Consider the following 17,934-nt stretch of genomic DNA (forward strand, 5'->3'; position numbering starts at 1 on the left):
CTTATGCCGCGCTGGCGTAGCGGCGGATGAGGTGGGCCTTGAACACCGAGGCATCCAGCGGCCGGCCGGTGGCGCGGGTCAGCAGCTCGTCGGTCTCATAAAGCGAACCCTGGCTGTGGATGTTTGCGCGCAGCCAGTGCAGGAGCGGCGAGAAATCGCCCTTGCCGATGCCGGGCAGGATGTCCGTATCAGCCTTGCAGGCGGCGTCGAACACCTGCGCCGCCGTCATGGCGCCCAGCGTATAGGTGGGGAAATAGCCCCAGCCGCCGCTCGGCCAGTGAATATCCTGCAGGCAGCCAAGGCGGTCATCGGGCGGCGTGACGCCGAGCAGATCCTGCATCCCGGAATTCCAGGCGGCGGGTAGCTCGGACAGCGGCATCTCATCGGCGATCAGCGCCTTTTCCAGGCGATAGCGCAGGATGACATGGGCGGGATAGGTGACCTCGTCCGCATCGACGCGGATGAAGCCGCGCTCGACCCGGGTATAGCGCCGCCACAACGCATCCGCCTCCCAGCCCGGACCGCTGCCGCCGAACGCCTCGCGCATGATGGGGGCGGCATAGCGGATGAATTCGCGCGAGCGGCAGGCCTGCATCTCCATCAGCAGAGACTGGCTCTCATGCACGCTCATGCCGCGCGCCATGGAGACCGGCTGGCTGAGATAGGCTTGCGGGCGACCCTGCTCGTAGAGCGCATGGCCGGTTTCGTGCATCACACCCATGAGGGCGCTGGTGAAATCCGCCTCATTGTAGCGGGTGGTGATGCGCACATCATTGTCGGCGCCGCCGCAGAAGGGATGGGTGGAGACATCGAGCCGCCCGCGCTCGAAATCGAACCCCACGATCGCCATCATCTTGAGGCCGAGTGCGCGCTGCGCCTCCACGGGGAACGGACCTTCCAGCGCCCGATCGGCGGGGCGGCTGGCCTGGATCGCCAGAACGTCCTCGGTGAAGGCGGGCAGGAAGTCGGCGAGATCGTCGAACAGGGCATCGATGCGGCTGGAATGGCCGCCCGGCTCATAATCGTTCAGCAGCGCGTCATAGGGGGAAAGGCCGAGCTTCTCGCCCTTGGCACGGCCGATCTCGCGCTGCAGTTTCAGCACTTCCCCGAGCGAAGGCAGCAGGGCCTTGAAATCGGCATCGGCGCGCGCCTGCCGCCAGATCATCTCGCAGGCCGACACCGCCTTGCTGGAAGCTTCCACCAGATCCGGCGGCAGAGCGGTCTCCACCGTCCAGATGCGGCGGATCTCGCGCAGATTGGCTCGCTCCCAGGCGCCGAGCCCATTGTCCTTGTCGGCTTCGTCCAACAAATCGCCGATGCGCGCGTCCGTTACCATGCCGTGGCGCAGCACATGCAGCAGAGCCATGCTGTCGGAGCGGGTCCCGGCGGCGCCCTTGGGCATCATCGCCGAATTGTCCCATTGCAGGATGCCGACCGCGTTGGACAAAGCGGCGATACGATCAAAATGAGCGGAGAGATCGGAATAGGCGGTCATCACGGGGTCCCCAGCCGCGCAGGTCCGCGCGCGCCGGATTGTGATAGCCCAGTTTTTCCGTGAGCTCGACTGCGACCCGGTTGCTGCTCGGCCCTTCAGCGCCGCGATCGCCCTGGTGGAATCAGGCCAATTCCCCTGCCTGGGCCGGCAAGACCCGCACACCCGCCTTGTGACAGGCGGCCTTCAACCCCATTCTGCAGCGCGTTTTGCCGACGCCAGATTTATCGCTCTTGTATTCCGCGAGGGACCCCCCTATATTGAGCCTGTCGATAGATAGCCAGATGACTTGGCTTTGCGCCGATTTAATTCCGCGCCGAACTGAAATTCTTCTTGCCTGAAAAATGCGATTTCGACAGCGCGTGGCCTTGGCTACGCGCCAGCAGATCTATGTCTATGAAGAGGGATTCCCATGTCTACGGGAACCGTGAAGTGGTTTAACGCTCAAAAGGGCTTCGGATTCATCGCGCCGGACGACGGTGGCAGCGATGCCTTCGTGCACATCAGCGCCGTCGAGCGCTCGGGTCTTGGCGACCTTCGGGAAGGCCAGAAGGTCGGCTTCGAACTCGTGCCCGATCGCAAGAGCGGCAAGATGTCGGCCGACAAGCTGACCGTTCTGGACTGATTGCAGCGCGGCCGCCGGGTTTCCCGCCGGCCCGAAGTTCGCGAAATCTCTGAGATGCCGACCACGGATGTACTGGCAGCATCTCGATCGATCCGCGACCGCATGAAGCCTGAAGAGGCGTTTCGCGCCAAACTTGGTAAGCCAGATACGGCGCTTTGCGCCACCTGGTCCACCGGGCGACGCATTCAACGCCTCATGGCCCCGCACCTTTCCAGGTCGCGGGGCTTTTTTTCGTTTGCGCCGACCTCATTCCCGGACGCAGGAGACATCCATGGCAAAATCACAAAAACGCAGCAACCGTGAAGTCCGCAAGCCGAAGGCCGTAAAGGTGGCAGCCGCCCCCTCCACAGCCGGCCTCATGACCAAGGGCCTGCTCACCCCCGCCGCAATGCCCAAGAAGAAGGGCTGATTCGCACGGCGGATCCGGGCGCCGGGCTCATGTGGCCGGCGTCACCTCGAACAGACAGAAATCGTGCCCCTCGGCGGCGCATTGCACCTCCTTTGACGCAAGCTTGCGGGGCGCCCCCTGCTGCTCACACACGAATTCCAGCGCCCCGGCGAGCCAGGGCGCGAACATGTAGCAGAGCTTGCGGTTCGCGCCGCGCGTCGCGTCCGTGACGAAGGAGGAATGGTCGAGCCTGATGGTGGCCATTCCCGCCGCCGGATCGATGGCGAGGATGGAGAACAGCCCCCATCCGCGCTGTGACAGGCGCTTCATATAATGGGCGAACACGTCCGCCCCCTTAAGAGCGTAGACCTCGCTCTGCTTCTTGCACCACACATAGGCCGAGGTGTGCCCGGCGGGTGCCAGCGCGGCGTCGAACGCCTGCGCGCCCAGCGCCTCTTCAATGGCGAAATGGTTGTTGTTGTAGAAATGCTGGGGCACCAGGATCATGGGCATCTGGTCGACGAACCAGCGCCCGGTCTGCGGATCCACGTCGATTTCGATTTCCGGCTTTGCCATGTCACGTCTCTTTCAGCTCGCGGCGGGAGAGCGACGCGCGGGGCTCACTTGCCCCACACATCCTTCAGCAATTGCAGCCAATTGCCGCCCATCACCTTCTCGATGCGCCCGGTCGCCCAGCCGCGCTGCTCCATGGCCGCGGTGAGGTTCGGGAAATCGCCGATCTCGCGGAATCCTTCGGGATTGATCACGGCACCGAAATCCGTGAGCTTGCGGCCGAAGCCCTTGTCGTGGGTGATCCAGTCGAAGAACGGCTTGCCGTAGCCCTGGGTGAAGTCTGTGCCCACGCCGACGATATCCTCGCCCGCGATGTTGATGACATATTCCATCGCCTCGACATAATCGCCCACGGTCGCCTCCGGCCCCTTCTGCAGGAATGGCGGGAACATGGTGACGCCGATGAAGCCGCCCTTGTCGGCGATGAAGCGCAATTGTTCGTCGGTCTTGTTGCGCTTGTGCGCCTTCAGGCCGGCAGGCAGGCAGTGGGAATAGGCGACGCGCTGCTTGGACGCGACGATGACATCTTCCGAGGTCTTCGGGCCGACATGGGAGAGATCGCACAGAATGCCGAGCCGGTTCATCTCCGCCACCACGTCATGGCCGAAATCGGACAGGCCGCTGTCCGTGCCCTCGTAGCAGCCAGAGCCTACCCAGTTCTGCGTGTTGTACGTCATCTGAATGATGCGCACGCCCAGTTCCTGAAACAGCTCCAGATATTCGATATGATCTTCGATGCCGGAGGTGTTCTGCCAGCCGAGGATGATGCCGGTCTTGTTTTCGGCCTTGGCCCGCAGGATGTCTTCCGTCGTGTAGACCTGGGTGATCAGGTCGGCGTTGGCGCGGAAGTCTTGCTTCCATTTCGCCACGTTGCGCATGGTCTCGGTGAAATTTTCCCATACGCAGCAGGTGCAGTTGGCCGCGGTAAGGCCGCCCTTGCGCATGTCCTCGAACACCGGCCGGCTGAAATCCGAGATGATGAGGCCGTCGATGACGACGAGCGAGTCGTGGAGCTTGGACAAGATCTGTTCCTCGTGAACGAACGTAAAGAAAATCGAAATTTAGAGGCGCACTGCTCTATAGTGGCACGAGGACCCCGGCCTCGGGCCGCCAGGACATCTGCACCTTCTCCCCAGCTATCAGCGGCGCCGGGCCGCCAACCGCGGGGGAGGGACGGCGGGCGATGATTGTGAGTCCGGAGGCCGTCTTGAGCCGGTAGTCGATGACCAGACCGCGATAGGTGGCAAGGTCGATCTGCGCGAACAAGGCGTTGGAGGAGAGAGGGTCGCGGGCCCCGAGGCTTACGCTTTCCGGTCGCACCGCGATGGCGAACTCCCCTTCGGTGGGGCTTGCGGCGGGCACCGCAACCAATTCGCCGGTCGCGAGGCGAAACCGGTCCCTGCCTTCCGCCCGGCCCTGCAGCAGATTGGTCACACCCATGAATTCGGCGACGAACTGGGAACCGGGCGTGGAGAAGACCTCGTCCGGCGTGCCCTGCTGCTCGATCCGGCCGGCGCGCATCACCACCACCCGGTCGGCCACCGAAAGCGCCTCGTCCTGGTCGTGGGTGACAAAAATCGTCGTGATGCCGAGCGAATGCTGGATCTCGCGGATCTCAAGCTTCATGTCGTTGCGCAACTGCGCGTCGAGATTGGAGAGCGGCTCGTCCAGCAGCAGCACGTCGGGCTCGATCACCAGGGCACGGGCCAGTGCCACGCGCTGCTGCTGGCCGCCGGACAATTGCTTCGGCAGGCGCTCGGCGAGATGGCCGAGGCGCACCCGGTCCAATGCCAGTTTCACCTTGCGGGCGATGTCGACTTTTGGAAGCTTGCGCATCTCAAGGCCGAACGCGACATTCTGGGCCACGCTCATGTGTGGGAACAGCGCGTAATTCTGAAAGCCGAAGCCCATGTTGCGCTTGGCCGGCGGCAAGGTGGTCAGGTCGCGCCCGCCCACCGTGATCCGCCCTTCGCTCACCGGCACGAAGCCGGCAATCATGCGCAGGATGGTGGTCTTGCCGCAGCCCGACGGCCCAAGCAGCGCCACCAGTTCGCCGTGGCGAATGTTCAGCGAGACATTGTCCACGGCGAGCATGGACTCATAGCGCTTGACGATGGAATGGAGGACGACGTCGGACATGGCTCACCCGTTTTCCAGAACCGGACCTTTTCAGAAGGCGCGGGCCAATCGTGCGTAACGGTCGCTGACCAGCAACAGCGCGCCGATGATGAGAATTTGCACCGTCGCCACCGCCGCCACCGTGGAATCGAGGTTCCATTCCAGGTAGGACACCAGGGCGATCTGCAGCGTCGTGCGGCCGGGGCCGACCAGGAAGATCGACTTCTCCAGGTCAATGAACGAGATCACGAACGAGAACAGCGCCGCCGCCACCAGCGCCGGCTTGATGAGCGGCAGCGTCACACGGAAGAACACCGTGAGCGGTCCCGCCCCCAGGGAGGCCGCCGCCTCCTCGAACGAGCGGTTGGTTCCCGCCAGGGACGCCGTGACCAGCCGCACCGTCCACGGCAGCGCGATCAGCCCGTGAGCCACCAGAAGCCCCGGCAAGGTGCCGGCGACTTCCACGTCGAACAGGACTTCCAGCTCGATGAAGGCCATGAACAGCGCCGCGCCGCCGACGATGCCCGGCACGATCATGGGCGCGAGCAGCAGGGTCTGGATCGCATCCCGTCCGGGGAAGCGATAGCGCACCAGGGCAAGGCTGGCTGGCACGCCGAGCGCGAGCGAGATCACCACGGCACAGGTCGCCGTCTGTACGCTGGTGATGAAGCCGTCGCGGAACGCATCCTGCTCCCAGGCGCGGGCATACCAGGAGAGCGTATAGCCCGTGGGCGGGAAGGAGAGGATCTTGTTGGCGAAGAAGCTCACCCACACGATCGCCGCCAGCGGTAGCACCACGAAGGCCAGCACCAGCGCCGAGAGCGCGGCATAGATGCGATTGATCGCGACCTGTCCCATCTCACTCGCTCCAGCGTCGGTAATGCCGCTGCACGAGCGCATTGGCGGTGGTGGTCAGCACCAGGGTCACGCCCATCAGCACGAACGCCAGCGCCGCGCCAAACGGCCAGTTCATGGCTTTCGCCACCTGCTGGTAAACGGTGGGCGCCATCATGTGGAACTGCGGGCCGCCGATCAGCACCGGCGTCGCATAGGCATTCATCGAGAGGATGAAGCACAGCATGGTGCCCGCCAGCAGCCCCGGCAAGGCGAGTGGCAGCACCACCCGCTTCAGGATCGTGGCATGGCCGGCACCGAGACTTGCGGCAGCGGATTCGAGATTCTCGTCGATGCCTTCCAGCACGCTCTGCAAGGTCACGATCATGAACGGCAGCATCACCGAGACCAGGCCGATGATCACCGCGATCGGCGTATACATCAGCTTCACCGATGACAGGCCGAGCGTGCCGATGGTGGCATTGAACAGGCCCTTGTCGCCAAGGATCACCATCCAGGCGGCGGTGCGCACCGCATTGCCCATGAGCAAGGGCAGGATGATGAGCAGCAGCAGGCGGCCCTTCCACTTCGCGCTCGCCTGCCGCACCAGGAAATAGGCGACAGGGAAACCTGCGACCAAGCACAGCAGGGTCGAAACGGCGGAAATCCACACGGTGGTGAAAAGCACGTGCTGATAGAAGCTGTCGGCAAAGAACTTCTGGTAATTGGCGAACGTCAGCGCCTCCACCATCATCTGTCCCGGTACGAAGCGGTTCAGGCTATAACGGAACATCAGGGCGAGCGGACCGAGGAGGGCCAGTACGACGAAGAGGGTCGCCGGCGCCGCGAGGCCGAAGGCCGGCGAGCGGCGCCGGCCTTCCCGCGTGGGGGACGCGGGAAGGGGCACGGTTGCGGTGGCGGAATTCATCGCAGCCTCGGTCATCTCGCGATGTTCTTGTTCCACCATTCCAGCCATTCCGCCGTATTCTTCGCCACGTGCTGATAATCGGGGAATTTCAGGGCGGCTGCTTCGGCCGCGGTGAAATCCACCTTCGCCTTCAGTTCGGGCGAAAGCTCCGCCTTGCCGTTGGCAGGGGCGTAGAAGCTTGCGCCGGCGAGCCCCGCCATGGCTTTGCGGTCCAGCATGGCGTTGAAATAGATAGAGGCAAGATCCGGGCTCGGGGCGCGCGTCGGCAGGGAGGCACCGAACATCACGGCGATGGCGCCTTCGGAGGGATATTGGATCGCGAGCGGGGCGCCGTCATTGGCCCATTGCAGACCGCGCGCCTTGTAGTTCACCGCGATGTCCACCTCGCCGTTGACGAGCCCGGCGCCGAGCTGCTGGTGGGCGGCATAGATGCGGGGCTGGGTCAGCTCCCTCAACTGGATCAGCCGCTCCTTGCCGGCCTCGGTATTGGTGACGTTCCCACCTTTGATCAGGCCGGCCATCATGATGTAGTTGAAATACAGCTGGTTGGTGAGGCCGAGCTTTCCGGCCCATTTCTTGTCCCACAGCTCTTCATAGGACTTTGGCGGGTTCGGTACCTTGTCCTTGTTGTAGATGATCGACACGCCGCTATAGAGCCACGGCACGAAGAAGGGCTTGGACTTCAGCGCCGGCACCACGTCCGCGTAATTCGGCACCTTGGTGAAATCGATGTCCGAGATCACCTCCTGCCCGAACAGTTCGACGCTGTCGCCCTCGTTGATGTGGATGACGTCGATGCTGCCGCGCTTCAGGCGCTTCTCGGCGATAAGCTTCGCCTTCCGCTCCGGCTCCATGCCGAGATCGCGGACGATCTTGATGCCCTGGCTTTCCACCAGCGGCGCCTCGACGAACTTGATGGTGCGTTCGTTCCAGTCGCCGCCCCAGTTGGAGACGACGAGGGTCCCCTCCGCCGCGCGCGCGATACGGGGGGCCGCCAGGGCGACGGCTCCTGCGCCGATGCCAGCGAGAACGGCACGCCGCGAGGGCGTGCCAAGCAAGGTTTCGAGTGATTTCGTCATATCCGCCTCTGGATTTTTATTGGGGAGCGGGGTGCGAAAGCGGATCAAGCCGCCGCGCGGGTACCGACTTCGTCGAGATAGGCAACGCAGCGCGAGAGCGGCTCCACATCGGCGAACTTGGCGTCGATGTCGAACAGGTTCCAGGCCACGGCGCCCGGCACGCGGTCACCGATGCATTCCTTAACCGCGATGGTGCGGAAGCCTTCGGCCAGACCGTCGCACAGCGTCGTGCGCACGCACGCCGAGGCGGTGACGCCGGTGACCAGGATGGTGTCGATATTGTTCGCCCGCAGGAAGCCGGCGAGATAGGTGCCGTGGAAGGCGGAGGCGCGCTTCTTGATCAGCACCTGTTCGCCCGGCACCGGCTCGATGCGACTGTCGATGGCCCACAGTTCCGGCTTGGACTGATCCACCACCTCGATGGGGATCTTCTTGTGCCACAAGCCCATGTCGGTGGCGGGGCCGTTGGGATCGGTGACCTGATAGCAGGTGGTGACGTGCACCACCGGGTGGCCGTTGCGGCGGCAGGCGGCGAGCAGGGCCTGGACGCCGGGGATGATCTCCTCGTCGATCTTCTCGCAGGTGAACGGATTGCCGGGGCGGGTCCAGGCATTGGCGAGATCCACATTGATCAGCGCCGGGCGGCGCCCGAAACCGACGCGGCGCTGGAAGCCGCGGCCCTGATAGAGGGACGTCGCCTGATGGAAGGCAGCCGCGAGGGCTGCCTCGAGATCGCTCTCGATGGCCATGCCAATATTCCCTGTGCTGGTGCGCCCCTCTGCGGGGGCGGTTGAAGACAGGTTGCGCACAGGGTTTGGAAATGAGAAATTCTTATTTCCGCCTTTTTAATACCGAAACGGGTATGAATTCCCCATGCGTTTCGATCTCCGTCATCTGCGCTGCTTCCTGCTCCTGGCGGAGGAACTGCATTTCAGCCGCGCCGCGAAGCGGGCCCACATGACCCAGCCCGGCATGAGCCGCCTGATCAACGAACTGGAGCAGGACGTGGGCGTGCCGCTGCTGCGGCGCACCACCCGCACGGTGGAACTGACCGAGGCCGGCAAGGCCTTCCTCGCCGAGGTGCGGCTTTCGCTGGAGCGGCTGGAGCGCGCGGTTTCGGTGGCCCGCCGCACCGCGAGCGGGGAAACCGGCGTGCTACGGATCGGCTACATGGATTTCGCCATCAACGGCCGCCTGCCCGAATTCCTGCGCGCGTTCAGCCGTTTCCGGCCAGAAATCCGTCTCGAACTCTCCTTCTACGCCACCATGAAGCAGCAGGAGGCTTTGCTGGCCGATCGCATCGACATCGGTTTCATGATCGGGCCGTTCGATCAGCCGCGCATGGCCAGCTACACCTTCGACGACAACCGCTATGTGGCGCTGCTGCCAATCACCCACCCGCTCTCCAACGTGCGCGCGCTGCGCCTGTCGGACCTGGCGCGCGAGCCGTTCGTGCTGGGCTCTGGCGAAAATTGGGGCGCCTATCGCGCGAGCCTGTTCTCGCTCTGCCATCGCGCCGGCTTCACCCCGGACATCGTGCAGGAAGCCTCCTCCTCCGAAGGCATCTTCGGCCTTGTCGCAGCGGGCGCCGGGGTCAGCGTCTATGCCAGTTGCGTCCGCAATGTGCAGCGACGCGGTATCGTCATTCGCGATCTCGACGACGTGCCGGAGAAGCTCTACACCTGCGCGGTATGGGCGACCCCGGTGCAATCTCCCAGCGTCGCGGTATTTACAGAATTCCTCTCCACCATTTGGGGCGGAAACTGAACGACATCTTGCTCCGCGCAGGGGAGCACTGTGCCGGGCAGCCTTGTCATCTTCCCCGAAATGGACGATGAACCCGGCCCTGACGGCCGAACAGGCCGGCCCCGCAGCAGGCGAGCCCCCATGCCCTTGACCCCCGACGACGTGCTGGATTTCCTCGAGCTCAACCAGATGGACGCGCGCACCTATAGCCATCCCCCGGTCCACACGGTGGCGGAATCCCAGGCGCTGCGCGGCGATATTCCCGGCCTCCACACCAAGAACCTGTTCCTGCGCGACGGCAAGAAGACCTATTTCCTAGTGTCCATCGAGGAGAATACGCCGGTGGACTTGAAGGCCCTGCGCGGCAAGATCGGTGCGCGCGGTGGGCTCTCCTTCGGCTCGGCGGAAGCGCTCTACGAACATCTTGGCGTGCTGCCGGGCGCGGTATCGCTGTTGGCGGTGCTGAACGACAAGGACCGCCATGTGACGGTTGCGCTCGACGAGGCGCTGCTTGAGGCGCCGTTCGTCAATTGCCATCCCCTCACCAATGAGAAGACCACCTCCCTCACCCCGGAGCGCCTGCTCACGTTCCTGGAGCTGACAGGGCACACACCACTGCGCATCTCCATGGCGGAAGACCCACAGGCGTGACGCGCCCCGCTATTCGAACACGCGGCGGTCGGCATTCTCGCCCCCACCGCTCATCGACGGGCTTTTCGCATCCTTGCGAAAAGCCGCCGGGGTCACGCCAAACTTGGCCTTGAACGCGCGGCCGAAGTGCGAGCCGTCGGCAAAGCCCAATTCCGCCGCGATCTGGCCGGCGGAAAATGCCGTATTGGCCAGCATCCAGCGGCCGTGTTTCAGCCGCAGCGCCAGATAGCTCTCCTGCGGCGTCTCCCCCAGACGCTCGGCAAACAGCCGCTCCAATTGCCGCACGCTCACATGAAGGGTGCCGGCGAGCGCTGAAACCGGCAGCGGCTCGGCAATGTTCTGCTCCATCAGCAGCAGTGCCCGTGAGACCCGCGCGTCATCGCTGGTCCCTTCCGCGAGGCGCGGCGCCGGCTGGGCGCTTTCCGCCGTGCGGGGACGGTCAATCAGAAGAATGTTCAGCGCCTTCTGCGCCGTCGCCGGGCCGAGATGATCGGCCACCAGCCGCGCCGCAAGGTCCGCCACCCCGGCGCCGCCGGAGCAGGTGATGCGGTCACGGTCGATCACAAACAGGCGGTCCGCCACCGGCACCAGGGCTGGGAATTCCTCCAGGAAATCGCGGTAATGATACCAGCTCACACAGCATTTGCGCTGGGTCATCAGGCCGAGCCGGCATAGCACGAACGAGCCGGTGCACACGCCGATGAGCGTCACGCCCGCCTGGGCCGCAGCCTCAAGATAGCGGGCGATGGGCGCCGGCAGCGGCGGCATGCCGTGCAGGAGGCCGCCGACCACCACGATATAGTCGAAACCCACCGGGTCCAGCAGATCGGCCGTGGGCTGGATCTCGATGCCGCAGGATGAGCGCGCCGGCCGGCGATTGGGGCTCATCAATTGCCAGGAGCAGTCGATGGGGCGTGAGCGATCGCCCTTGTCGCCCGCGAGGCGCACCACATCCACGAAGCTGGAAAAGGCGGTGAGGGTGAAATTGTGCATCAGCACGAACCCCACCCGCAGCTTTGCCGCCGGCGCCGCGGGACGGCGGGCGGCGGCGGAAGCGTCCGGCCGCGTGCGAGGCGCTGTCGCCATGGACATCACCGGGCCCGCGCAGTTTCGGCGCGCGCACAGGCCCCGCAGGTGGCACGGCCAAGGGGATGCGCGGGTTGGTCGCTTACATGTCGCATTTGTTCCAGATGCTAGTCGTACCGGGCCGAGATGCAAGACGCGCGTTCGGGCAAGGTCGAACCTGCCGGCGAGAGACCGGCCGAAACGCCACCGGGGAGGGCGGACAAGCAATGATCAGCGTATTCGACCTCTTCAAGATCGGCATCGGCCCGTCCTCGTCCCATACGGTCGGGCCCATGGTCGCGGCCCGGCGGTTTCGCGACGCGCTGCCGGCGAATGCACGCCGCGTGAGCACGGAAGTGTTCGGCTCGCTCGCCTGGACCGGCAAGGGCCATGCCTCCGACCGCGCGATCTGCCTCGGCCTCATGGGCGCGGTGCCCGCCACGCTCGACCCGGACGATGTTCCCGCCCTGATCGCCCGCCTCGCCATCGAGAAGGCCGTCGAAACCGCGGATGGCCAGCGCGTCGCGTTTGATCCCGACGCCGATCTGATCTTCGATTTCGAGACGCTCCTGCCGCTGCATTCCAACGCCATGCGCTTCCGCGCGTTCGACACCGACGGCGCGCTTCTGAACGAAAGCGTGTTCTATTCCATCGGCGGCGGCTTCGTGGTGGAGGACGGGGAGACGCTGGCAGCCGACATGCATCCCGTCCCCTACCCGTTCGACAGCGCAGTGGACCTGCTGACCGCCTGCGCCCGCAGCGGCCTTGCCATGGCCGAGGTGCAGATGGCCAACGAGTGCGCGTCCCGCTCCCGCGCCGAGGTGGAAGCGGGGCTCGATGCCATCGCCGAGGCGATGTTCGCCTGCATCGACCGGGGCCTGAGCGTCTCCGGCAGCCTGCCCGGTCGCCTGCGCGTGAAGCGCCGGGCGAAAGCGATCCGCGAGAGCCTGGAGGGCGACCATTTGCGCAACCAGCGGCCTCCGCACGAAATCATGGACTGGGTCTCGGTGTTCGCCATCGCGGTGAACGAGGAGAATGCCGCCGGCGGCCGCGTGGTGACGGCGCCAACCAATGGCGCGGCCGGCATCGTGCCGGCGGTGCTGCGCTATGCCCGCGATTTCTGCCCCGGCGTGACGCAGGAGCACCTGCGCGCCTTCCTGCTGACGGCGGCGGCGGTGGGCGCGCTCATCAAGCGCAACGCCTCCATCTCCGGGGCAGAAGTGGGCTGCCAGGGCGAGGTGGGCTCCGCCGCCTCCATGGCCGCCGCCGGGCTCGCGGCGGTGTTGGGCGCGAGCCCGGAGCAGATCGAGAATGCCGCCGAGATCGCCATGGAGCACCATCTCGGCATGACCTGCGATCCCATCGGCGGGCTGGTGCAGATCCCCTGCATCGAGCGCAACGCCTTCGGCGCCAACAAGGCCATCGCCGCCGCCTCGCTGGCGCTGCGGGGCGACGGCATCCACCACGTCTCGCTCGACCAGGTGATCGAAACCATGCGCCAGACCGGCGCCGACATGCAGTCCAAATACAAGGAGACCTCCCAGGGAGGCCTCGCGGTGAACGTACCCGAATGCTGAGGCGCCGCCCCGCCTGAGGGGCGCCCGCCCGCACTGAAGAACGGCCCGGCTCAGCCGCTGGCCGAACGGTTTTCCATTGCCCAAATCCAGAGGAAAAACCCATGAACATACAGGTGAAAGCAAGTGCCGCCCCGTTCGCCGACACGGCCGTATTCGCCGCCATCGGCGCCGAACTCGCCCGCCAGCAGGATCAGATTGAGCTGATCGCATCGGAGAACATCGTCTCGCAGGCGGTGCTCGCCGCCCAGGGCTCGGTGCTGACCAACAAATATGCCGAAGGCCTGCCCGGCAAGCGCTATTACGGCGGCTGCGAGCATGTGGATGTGGTGGAGGAAATCGCCATCGACCGCGCCAAGGCGCTGTTCGGCTGCGGGTTCGCGAACGTGCAGCCGCATTCGGGCGCGCAGGCCAACGGGGCGGTGATGATGGCCCTGCTCCAGCCCGGCGACACCATCCTCGGCATGTCGCTGGCCGCCGGCGGCCATCTCACCCATGGCGCCCCGCCCACGCTCTCCGGCAAATGGTTCAAGGCCATCGGCTATGGCGTGAAGCCGGACACGGCGCTGATCGATTATGACGAGGTCGAGCGCCTCGCCCTGGAGCATCGCCCCAAGCTGATCATCGCCGGCGGCTCCTCCTATCCCCGCATCATCGATTTCGCCCGCTTCCGCGCCATAGCGGACATGGTGGGGGCCCATCTGCTGGTGGATGCCGCCCATTATGCCGGGCTGATCGTGACGGGGGCCTATCCCTCCCCCTTCCCGCACGCCCATATCGTCACCACCACCACCCACAAGACCCTGCGTGGCCCGCGCGGCGGCATGATCCTGACCAATGACGAGGCGCTGGCGAAGAAGCTGAATTCGGCGGTCTTCCCCGGCCTCCAGGGCGGCCCGCTGATGCATGTGATCGCCGCGAAGGCGGTGGCGTTCGGCGAGGCGCTGGAAGAGGATTTCCGCACCTACGCGCTCCAGGTGGTCTCCAATGCAAGAGCACTCGCGGCGCGGCTCAGCGAACGCGGCGCGGCCATCGTTTCCGGCGGCACCGACAGCCATATGGTGCTGGTGGACCTGCGACCCTTCAACGTTACCGGCAAGGCGGCAGAAGCGGCGCTGGAGCGGGCCGGCCTGACCTGCAACAAGAACGGCATTCCGTTCGATCCGCAGAAGCCCGCTGTCACCTCCGGCATCCGCCTCGGCACCCCGGCAGGCACTACGCGCGGCTTCGGCATCGCGGAGTTCGAGCAGGTGGGCGATATGATCGCCGATGTCCTCCAGGGGCTCGCGCAGAGCGGCGACGAGGGCGACAGCCTCACCGAAAGCCGCGTGCGGGGCCAAGTCGCCGCCCTGTGCGCGCGCTTCCCGATCTATCCGGGGCTGTGAAAAGAAAAGGGCGCCTAGAGCTATCCCGGCGCCCTTTACCTGTCATCATCCTGGAGCGTCAGTTCCCCCGCCGCAACAGGCCGCGATAGATCTCGTCGTCGTCGCACAGGCCGGCGAGACGGCCGAGTTGGTCCACCAGCAGGATCGGATGGTCGGTCTGGCATTTGAGCGCGATGGCCGCCTTCAGCTTCAGGTCCACCGGCGCGACGATCACATCGGCGTAAGGCGCCACCGCCCCGCTTTCCGGATCCGCCGCAACAAGCCGGCCCTCGCGTCCATTCATGGTGACGGAGACCGGCCGGCCCTCCCCATCCATCATCACGCGCACCTGCCCTTCCTTGCCAAGCAGGATCGCCCCCGCATCGCGCTTGAGCGCGCTCGCCGGCGTCATCACCGCATTGCCGCGCAGCACGTTGAGCGGGTTCATGTGCTTGACGAATTCGGCGACATAATCATTGGCGGGGCGCAGCAGAATGTCTTCGGCGGTGCCCGCCTGGACGATGCGCCCGCCTTCCATGATGGCGATGGTGTTGCCGATCTTCAGCGCTTCGTCGAGATCGTGGCTGACGAAGACGATGGTCTTTTGAATACGCTTTTGCAGATCCAGCAATTCGTCCTGCAATTTGTCGCGGATCAGCGGATCGAGCGCGGAGAACGGCTCGTCCATGAGCAGAATATCGGCGTCGGTGGCGAAGGCACGGGCGAGACCCACGCGCTGCTGCATGCCGCCGGACAATTCATTGGCATATTTGTCCGCCCACATGGAGAGCCCCACCATGGCGAGCTTCTCGTCCACGAGGCGATTGCGCTCGGCGAGCGGCGTGCCGCGTAGTTCCAGGCCGAAGCCCACATTCTCGCGCACCGTGCGCCAGGGCAGAAGGCCGAACTGCTGGAACACCATGGATACGGTGTGCATGCGGATTTCCCGCAGCATGCGGTCGTCGCAGCGGGCGACATCCACGAGCGTACCGTCATGGCGCACGAACACTTCGCCCCGCGCCACCTTGTTGAGGCGGTTGACGGCGCGCAGGATGGTGCTCTTGCCCGAGCCCGACAGCCCCATCAGCACGCAGATTTCCCCGCGGCCGATCTTGAGATTGACGCCGGCCGCGCCAAGCACGCAGCCGGTCGCCTCCAGAATGGTGTCGCGGGTGGCGCCGGCGTCGATCATCTCAAGGGCGCGCTGGCGCTGGCGGCCGAACACGATGTCCACATTGCGGAACTCCACCGAGGTGGAGGCGGGCGCCGGGTCGAGTTCCGGCGCCGAAAGGCTGACGGGATGCGCGGTCATGGCTCAAGCCTTCCTGGAACGGCGCGCCCGGTGCTCGGGACGCTTGCACACCCGGTCGAGCACGATGGCGAGGATGACGATCGCAATGCCGGATTCAAACCCCATGGCGACGTTCACCGTATTGAGCGCCCGCACCACCGGCTTGCCGAGCCCGTCGGACCCCACCAAGGCGGCGATCACCACCATGGAGAGGCTGAGCATGATGCATTGGGTAATGCCGGCCATGATGGTGGGCAGCGCATACGGCAATTCCACCTTGAACAGCAATTGACGCTTGGTGGCGCCGAAGGCTTCCCCCGCCTCCACCAGGGCCGGCGGCACGGAGGAGATGCCGAGATGGGTCAGGCGGATCGGCGCGGGGAGCGCGAAAATCACGGTGGAGATGAGGCCCGGCACCACGCCGAGGCCGAACAGAACCAGGGTCGGGATGAGATAGACGAAAGTGGGGATCGTCTGCATCAGATCGAGGATCGGCCGAATGGCGGTGTAGAGCCACGGGCGATGCGCCGCCGCAATCCCCACCGGCACGCCGATGATGACGCACACCAAGGTCGCGCAGAGCACCAGCGAAAGCGTCTCCACCGTGGCGTCCCAATAGCCGAGATTGGCCACCAGCAGCAGCGCCGCCAGGATGAACACCGAAAGCCCGATGGAGCGGTGCACGAGATAGGCGCCGAGGGCGCAGAGCGCGATCAGCACCAAAGGGGGCACGAACAGGAGAATGTCCGTGAGCCCGCCGATCATCGCGCCGAGCACCAGCGAGATCAGGTCGAACACCGCCTGCGCATGGGTGCTGAGGAAATCGACCACCGCCTTGAGCCATTGGCCAAGCGGAATTTTATGTTCGGTAAGCCAGTCGTACATGGGCCAATCCCCGCCCTCGTGTGCCATGATGACGACGATCGCTGCATGCGGACAACAGGCGCACCGCGAACGAAAGCCGCGGCACGCATGCCACGGCTCGTGCTCAGATCTTCAGCGATGCCTTGACGGCTTCCAGGCCCGGCTTGCCATCGATGGTGGTGACGCCCTTCAGCCACGGCTCCCACACCTTCGGATTGGCCTTCAGCCACTTCGCGGCGGCCTTGTCGGCCTCCATCCCGTCAAACAGAATGTAGCCCATCACCACGTTCTCCAGCGGCAGGGAGAAGGTGAGGTTCTTGATGAGCGTGCCGGCATTTGGGCATTCGCCGGTCCAACCGGCCCGCACATTGGTGTAGATGGTGGCACCGCCCAGATCCGGGCCGAACACATCGTCGCCGCCGGCCAGATATTTGATGGAGAATTTGGTGTTCATCGGATGGGGCTCCCAGCCGAGGAAGACGATGGGCTCCTTGCGCTTGGTGGCGCGCTCCACTTGCGAAAGCATACCCTGCTCGCTGGATTCGACGATCTCGAACTTGCCGAGGCCGAATTTGTCGTCCTTGATCATGCCGATAATCAGGCGGTTGCCGTCGTTGCCCGGCTCGATGCCGTAGATCTTGCCCTTCAGCTTGTCCTTGAACTTCGGGATATCGGCGAAGGTCTTCAGGCCGGCGTCATAGAGATAGGTCGGCACGGCGAGGGTGTATTTGGCGCCTTCCAGATTGGCGTTCAGCACCTCGACCGATTTGTCGTCCACATAGGGCTTGCGGTCCGCTTCCATGGTCGGCATCCAATTGCCGAGGAAGACATCGATGTCCTTGTTCTTCATCGACGTATAGGTCACCGGCACCGCGAGCACCTGCACCTTCGGGGTGTAGCCGAGACCCTTCAGGATGGTGGAGGTGATGGCGGTGGTGGCGGCGATGTCGGTCCAGCCCACATCGGCGAAGCGCACCGTCTTGCAAGAGGGTGCATCGGCTGCCTGCGCAGGCGCACCGCCGAAGGCGAACAGCGCCACGCCCAAGGCGAGCGCTGCGGTCAATGTCTTGAACACGCGAAAGCCAGTCATGTCTTTTCCCCTGCGAAAAGGCCCAGGGCCGGCCATGCGCGCGGCCCCTCACTCCGAAAGAAGGTGGCGGCCGCTTTGCCGGGCCGTCTTGTTTCAAGGGCCCCTTTGGAAGGGCTCCATTGAATGACCATTCAACACATGAAGCCGCGATTTGTCACGCCCATTATTTGCGCGTTCAACGCACCAAAGATAGGCAATACATGGTGCAGTGCACGATGACTGATGAAGCCGCGGAATGACGCCCATGCCTCA

18 protein-coding genes are annotated in these 17,934 nt (G+C 64.8%); 6 read left to right on the forward strand and 12 right to left on the reverse strand.

Translation table 11 applies throughout. The features are described from left to right. Nucleotide 1: 1 nt before the first annotated feature. Nucleotides 2–1,495, reverse strand: coding sequence for a carboxypeptidase M32 (locus V5F77_RS17775; RefSeq protein WP_429006674.1), 1,494 nt, complete (start codon nt 1,493–1,495; stop codon nt 2–4). A 409-nt stretch (nt 1,496–1,904) separates the two neighbouring features. Between V5F77_RS17775 and V5F77_RS17780 the strand changes: the two genes are divergently transcribed. Together V5F77_RS17780 and V5F77_RS17785 are read left to right on the forward strand one after the other, a co-directional pair. Beyond that, complete coding sequence (locus V5F77_RS17780; RefSeq protein WP_429006675.1) at nt 1,905–2,117, forward strand: cold-shock protein; 213 nt, start codon at nt 1,905–1,907, stop codon at nt 2,115–2,117. 271 nt (nt 2,118–2,388) lie between these two features. Next, on the forward strand, nt 2,389–2,526 hold the full coding sequence (locus V5F77_RS17785; protein ID WP_429006676.1) for a hypothetical protein: 138 nt from the start codon (nt 2,389–2,391) through the stop codon (nt 2,524–2,526). Between the two features lie 27 nt (nt 2,527–2,553). On the opposite strand, the gene V5F77_RS17790 is transcribed toward V5F77_RS17785, so the two are convergent. Genes V5F77_RS17790 through V5F77_RS17820 form a run of 7 tightly spaced genes read right to left on the reverse strand, consistent with a single transcriptional unit; the run spans nt 2,554 to nt 8,786 of the window. Then, nucleotides 2,554–3,081 (reverse strand): DUF5943 domain-containing protein, encoded by a 528-nt coding sequence (locus V5F77_RS17790; protein ID WP_429006677.1) that lies wholly within the window; start codon nt 3,079–3,081, stop codon nt 2,554–2,556. A gap of 44 nt (nt 3,082–3,125) precedes the next feature. Beyond that, the gene (locus V5F77_RS17795) at nt 3,126–4,100 is read right to left on the reverse strand and encodes a dipeptidase (protein ID WP_429006678.1); all 975 of its coding nucleotides are present in this window, start codon (nt 4,098–4,100) and stop codon (nt 3,126–3,128) included. Nucleotides 4,101–4,155: 55 nt separating this feature from the next. Next, a complete protein-coding gene (locus V5F77_RS17800; RefSeq protein WP_429006679.1) occupies nt 4,156–5,217 on the reverse strand; it encodes an ABC transporter ATP-binding protein in 1,062 nt (353 codons plus the stop codon). Between the two features lie 30 nt (nt 5,218–5,247). Further along, complete coding sequence (locus V5F77_RS17805; protein ID WP_429006680.1) at nt 5,248–6,054, reverse strand: ABC transporter permease; 807 nt, start codon at nt 6,052–6,054, stop codon at nt 5,248–5,250. 1 nt (nt 6,055) lies between these two features. Further along, nucleotides 6,056–6,997, reverse strand: a complete 942-nt coding sequence (locus tag V5F77_RS17810; RefSeq protein WP_429006681.1) for an ABC transporter permease — start codon at nt 6,995–6,997, stop codon at nt 6,056–6,058. Then, nucleotides 6,970–8,037 (reverse strand): ABC transporter substrate-binding protein, encoded by a 1,068-nt coding sequence (locus V5F77_RS17815; RefSeq protein ID WP_429006682.1) that lies wholly within the window; start codon nt 8,035–8,037, stop codon nt 6,970–6,972. The genes V5F77_RS17810 and V5F77_RS17815 overlap by 28 nt, the downstream gene beginning before the upstream one ends. A 44-nt stretch (nt 8,038–8,081) precedes the next feature. Then, a complete protein-coding gene (locus V5F77_RS17820; protein ID WP_429006683.1) occupies nt 8,082–8,786 on the reverse strand; it encodes an isochorismatase family protein in 705 nt (234 codons plus the stop codon). Nucleotides 8,787–8,910: 124 nt separating this feature from the next. Here V5F77_RS17820 and V5F77_RS17825 point away from each other — a divergent pair, with 124 nt between their 5' ends. Then, the gene (locus tag V5F77_RS17825; RefSeq protein ID WP_429006684.1) at nt 8,911–9,804 is read left to right on the forward strand and encodes a LysR family transcriptional regulator; all 894 of its coding nucleotides are present in this window, start codon (nt 8,911–8,913) and stop codon (nt 9,802–9,804) included. A gap of 120 nt (nt 9,805–9,924) precedes the next feature. Beyond that, on the forward strand, nt 9,925–10,434 hold the full coding sequence (locus tag V5F77_RS17830; protein WP_429006685.1) for a prolyl-tRNA synthetase associated domain-containing protein: 510 nt from the start codon (nt 9,925–9,927) through the stop codon (nt 10,432–10,434). A 9-nt stretch (nt 10,435–10,443) separates the two neighbouring features. Here the strand turns inward: V5F77_RS17830 and V5F77_RS17835 are convergent, their stop codons facing one another. Continuing rightward, nucleotides 10,444–11,520, reverse strand: coding sequence for a GlxA family transcriptional regulator (locus V5F77_RS17835; protein ID WP_429006686.1), 1,077 nt, complete (start codon nt 11,518–11,520; stop codon nt 10,444–10,446). A 206-nt stretch (nt 11,521–11,726) separates the two neighbouring features. Between V5F77_RS17835 and V5F77_RS17840 the strand changes: the two genes are divergently transcribed. Further along, on the forward strand, nt 11,727–13,076 hold the full coding sequence (locus V5F77_RS17840) for an L-serine ammonia-lyase (protein ID WP_429006687.1): 1,350 nt from the start codon (nt 11,727–11,729) through the stop codon (nt 13,074–13,076). A gap of 101 nt (nt 13,077–13,177) precedes the next feature. After that, nucleotides 13,178–14,458, forward strand: a complete 1,281-nt coding sequence (glyA, locus tag V5F77_RS17845; RefSeq protein WP_429006688.1) for a serine hydroxymethyltransferase — start codon at nt 13,178–13,180, stop codon at nt 14,456–14,458. A 58-nt stretch (nt 14,459–14,516) separates the two neighbouring features. Here the strand turns inward: glyA and choV are convergent, their stop codons facing one another. From choV to V5F77_RS17860, 3 genes are all read right to left on the reverse strand, one after another. Beyond that, on the reverse strand, nt 14,517–15,749 hold the full coding sequence (gene choV, locus V5F77_RS17850; protein ID WP_429006689.1) for a choline ABC transporter ATP-binding protein: 1,233 nt from the start codon (nt 15,747–15,749) through the stop codon (nt 14,517–14,519). A 3-nt stretch (nt 15,750–15,752) separates the two neighbouring features. Further along, the gene (choW, locus tag V5F77_RS17855) at nt 15,753–16,613 is read right to left on the reverse strand and encodes a choline ABC transporter permease subunit (RefSeq protein WP_429006690.1); all 861 of its coding nucleotides are present in this window, start codon (nt 16,611–16,613) and stop codon (nt 15,753–15,755) included. A 103-nt stretch (nt 16,614–16,716) separates the two neighbouring features. Beyond that, entirely contained in the window at nt 16,717–17,682 is a 966-nt protein-coding gene (locus tag V5F77_RS17860; RefSeq protein WP_429006691.1) for a choline ABC transporter substrate-binding protein, read from the reverse strand. Between the last annotated feature and the right edge of the window lie 252 nt (nt 17,683–17,934).

It is taken from the genome of Roseixanthobacter psychrophilus, assembly GCF_043195195.1.
Taxonomy (GTDB): domain Bacteria; phylum Pseudomonadota; class Alphaproteobacteria; order Rhizobiales; family Xanthobacteraceae; genus NCEH01.

Excerpts from the sequence above, each read along its gene's own strand:
- V5F77_RS17775 (WP_429006674.1), bottom strand. The coding sequence starts at position 1,495 with ATGACCGCCTATTCCGATCTCTCCGCTCATTTTGATCGTATCGCCGCT.
- V5F77_RS17780 (WP_429006675.1), top strand. The coding sequence starts at position 1,905 with ATGTCTACGGGAACCGTGAAGTGGTTTAACGCTCAAAAGGGCTTCGGA.
- V5F77_RS17785 (WP_429006676.1), top strand. The coding sequence starts at position 2,389 with ATGGCAAAATCACAAAAACGCAGCAACCGTGAAGTCCGCAAGCCGAAG.
- V5F77_RS17790 (WP_429006677.1), bottom strand. The coding sequence starts at position 3,081 with ATGGCAAAGCCGGAAATCGAAATCGACGTGGATCCGCAGACCGGGCGC.
- V5F77_RS17800 (WP_429006679.1), bottom strand. The coding sequence starts at position 5,217 with ATGTCCGACGTCGTCCTCCATTCCATCGTCAAGCGCTATGAGTCCATG.
- V5F77_RS17805 (WP_429006680.1), bottom strand. The coding sequence starts at position 6,054 with ATGGGACAGGTCGCGATCAATCGCATCTATGCCGCGCTCTCGGCGCTG.
- V5F77_RS17810 (WP_429006681.1), bottom strand. The coding sequence starts at position 6,997 with ATGGTGGAACAAGAACATCGCGAGATGACCGAGGCTGCGATGAATTCC.
- V5F77_RS17815 (WP_429006682.1), bottom strand. The coding sequence starts at position 8,037 with ATGACGAAATCACTCGAAACCTTGCTTGGCACGCCCTCGCGGCGTGCC.
- V5F77_RS17820 (WP_429006683.1), bottom strand. The coding sequence starts at position 8,786 with ATGGCCATCGAGAGCGATCTCGAGGCAGCCCTCGCGGCTGCCTTCCAT.
- V5F77_RS17825 (WP_429006684.1), top strand. The coding sequence starts at position 8,911 with ATGCGTTTCGATCTCCGTCATCTGCGCTGCTTCCTGCTCCTGGCGGAG.
- V5F77_RS17830 (WP_429006685.1), top strand. The coding sequence starts at position 9,925 with ATGCCCTTGACCCCCGACGACGTGCTGGATTTCCTCGAGCTCAACCAG.
- V5F77_RS17835 (WP_429006686.1), bottom strand. The coding sequence starts at position 11,520 with ATGGCGACAGCGCCTCGCACGCGGCCGGACGCTTCCGCCGCCGCCCGC.
- V5F77_RS17840 (WP_429006687.1), top strand. The coding sequence starts at position 11,727 with ATGATCAGCGTATTCGACCTCTTCAAGATCGGCATCGGCCCGTCCTCG.
- glyA (WP_429006688.1), top strand. The coding sequence starts at position 13,178 with ATGAACATACAGGTGAAAGCAAGTGCCGCCCCGTTCGCCGACACGGCC.
- choV (WP_429006689.1), bottom strand. The coding sequence starts at position 15,749 with ATGACCGCGCATCCCGTCAGCCTTTCGGCGCCGGAACTCGACCCGGCG.
- choW (WP_429006690.1), bottom strand. The coding sequence starts at position 16,613 with ATGTACGACTGGCTTACCGAACATAAAATTCCGCTTGGCCAATGGCTC.
- V5F77_RS17860 (WP_429006691.1), bottom strand. The coding sequence starts at position 17,682 with ATGACTGGCTTTCGCGTGTTCAAGACATTGACCGCAGCGCTCGCCTTG.